This window comes from Chamaesiphon sp. VAR_48_metabat_403 (assembly GCF_031422475.1).
Classification (GTDB): domain Bacteria; phylum Cyanobacteriota; class Cyanobacteriia; order Cyanobacteriales; family Chamaesiphonaceae; genus Chamaesiphon.
Genome location: NZ_JANPLS010000197.1, coordinates 1 through 2,276 on the forward strand (window position 1 = coordinate 1; position 2,276 = coordinate 2,276).

Genomic DNA, 2,276 nt, shown 5'->3' on the forward strand with positions numbered 1-2,276 from the left:
CTTAATGCGCGATCTTGAAAGTTGGGCATTTATGTGCCTTATCGGTTCTCCAGTGTTAGTCACGCTGTCGATGACGGTTTTGACAGGTGGGTGGTCGATTACCGTGGGCATTATCGCAGTCTTAGTGGGCATTCTATCTGGTTGTCTCTATGCTGTATCGGCTCAACAACGGTAACGATCCAAAGACTCTATCTAGCTAATTTTAGGAGCTGTATTTTGTTGTTTATTATTTAACCAATGCCGATCGAACTTATTCCAGAGTATAAACTTTCTAATGATGTTCGCAAACTTGTGAATCGGTTATTAGTAGCATCGTTTCCAGATTATCCACTCGTTCGCTTAGCGTACTGTAGGTAATCGCAGTTACTACAAGCTACTACCACAGTTTCGTTATTTAGTATGAGAAGGCGAGAACTTAATTGCCCAGATGGGGATCGAGCATCGAGTAATTACCAATACTGAAATTCCAGCGCGAATTTTCGGTTTAATCGATTTATGCGTTGCCTCTTCCTATCGATTCGATCGCAAAAAATTGCCACAACGTTGCTACAGCAAATAGATGAGTTAGGGAAAACGAGCAAGATTGACTTTTTAGTTTTATTTGCCGATGATTCCCGATTGTATGATGAAAACGGATATCAACGAGTTGCAAATATTTGTCGCTGGATGAAGGTTGACGAACATCAAATTATTGGTTTCGGCGGGGAAATAGTCATAGATCGCCTGAGTCATCCGATCGACCTGTAGCTCGAACGTGCGGCGCAATTGCCGTAGATGTCGTTGGCGTAGCCTCTCCGAAAGGAGAATCGTAGCCGCCATTGGTCAGAAATGCCGCGATCGTCAGTTGTGGCAGCGGTGCAGTATTCAGATTCATCGCCATTTTCAACTGTTCGATTTTGAGTTGATAACGACCGCTAGCACACCAACCAACGCGGAGTCCTGGCGAGAGGATTTTACTCATTGAGGAACAGTAAATTACCCATCCTTCGGTGTCGAATGCTTTAATCGCTCTAGGGCGAGTGCCGGAAAAGTTTAGTTCGCCATAGACATCATCTTCAATCAGTGGCACCCGATACTCAGCCATCATTTTGGCGATCGCGCTTTTATTTTCCTCACTCATGCAACTACCCAAGGGATTGCTGAAATTGGGAATCAGGACGCAGGCGGAAATTTGTTTTTGTTGGAGCGCAGATTCTAAAGCGGTTAAGGACACGCCAGTTTGCGGATGGGTGGGCAGTTCTAAAGCTTTGAGGTGGAGGGCATTGAGGATTTCGAGTAAGTTGTAATAAGTCGGAGATTCGATCGCGACAGTATCGCCCGGATTTGTCACCGCTTGCAAGGACAAATACATGGCTTCCGTCGCGCCATTGGTAATGATTAATTCGTTGGGATTGAGGGCACAACCCGCCTCCATCAACCGCCGGGCCACTTCGTGCCGCAATACTAGCGAACCCGCCGGAACATCATAGCCGTGAATCAGAGCTGGCGATCTAGTCACCTGTCCCATTAACCGATTCAAGGCTGCTAGGGGAAACAGTTCGGTACTGGGCACTGCCGTTCTATTACCCAAAAGAATAGTAGTGGCGTAACCATTGCAGGTAACACTTATGGATTTGACAACCTCAGTCGGTTAATCTCCGAGACTAAAGATAGCGTCAATCGAGTCATTGCTTACGACAAAATCGACCAAGTGAAAGCCGTTACGGGTAGTAATAGCGAAGCTTATAACTACGACCTTAATGGCAATCGGATTCAACGGACAAAGATCTCCGATAATAGCGTCGATAATTACACTTGGGATTATCGGAATCGGTTAACAATAGTCCAAAGTAAAACTGCGGCAGGGATTGTTACTCAGACAGTTGTTTATGAGTATGACATCGACGACTAAAGAATCAGGAAGCAGTTGACAGTTGACAGTGGACAGTTGACAACGACTACTGAGAATTATTACCTCGACAGAAATCAGATTGCGTTTGTAACTGATGGTGATGGGAACCAGACGTTCCACTATTTGTATGGGTTGAATATGGATGCTGTGATGGCACAAGATAGTTTCGCTATCAACTGTCAACTGTCAACTATTCCGGGATGGTATGGAGTCTGGCGGATCGATTGGGAACTGTGGATACGCTCACTGATGCTAGTGGCACGGTTATCGATAAGCGGACATTCGATAGTTTCGGACGACTGTTGAGTGAGACGAATCCAAGTGTGAAGTTCCGGTATGGATATACGGGGAGAGAGCAGGATAAGGAGACAGGGTATTATTATTA

At 45.5% G+C, this 2,276-nt stretch carries 3 protein-coding genes and 1 pseudogene; 3 read left to right on the forward strand and 1 reads right to left on the reverse strand.

Annotated features, from left to right (window positions below):
* Positions 1-495 precede the first annotated feature (495 nt).
* Positions 496-747: a hypothetical protein gene (locus RMO79_RS09385; protein ID WP_310482864.1), complete on the forward strand. Its 252-nt coding sequence runs from the start codon at positions 496-498 to the stop codon at positions 745-747.
* On the opposite strand, the gene RMO79_RS09390 is transcribed toward RMO79_RS09385, so the two are convergent.
* Positions 713-1,570 (reverse strand): PLP-dependent aminotransferase family protein, encoded by an 858-nt coding sequence (locus RMO79_RS09390; RefSeq protein WP_310482865.1) that lies wholly within the window; start codon positions 1,568-1,570, stop codon positions 713-715. The genes RMO79_RS09385 and RMO79_RS09390 overlap by 35 nt on opposite strands.
* Before the next feature lie 120 nt (positions 1,571-1,690).
* On the opposite strand from RMO79_RS09390, the gene RMO79_RS09395 reads away from it, so the two are divergent.
* Entirely contained in the window at positions 1,691-1,891 is a 201-nt protein-coding gene (locus RMO79_RS09395) for a hypothetical protein (RefSeq protein ID WP_310482866.1), read from the forward strand.
* A gap of 200 nt (positions 1,892-2,091) precedes the next feature.
* Positions 2,092-2,276: pseudogene (locus tag RMO79_RS09400) on the forward strand (hypothetical protein); the annotation flags it as partial.

What these genes read in the sequence shown, in the direction of transcription:
- RMO79_RS09385 (WP_310482864.1), top strand. Translation starts at nt 496, where the DNA reads ATGCGTTGCCTCTTCCTATCGATTCGATCGCAAAAAATTGCCACAACG.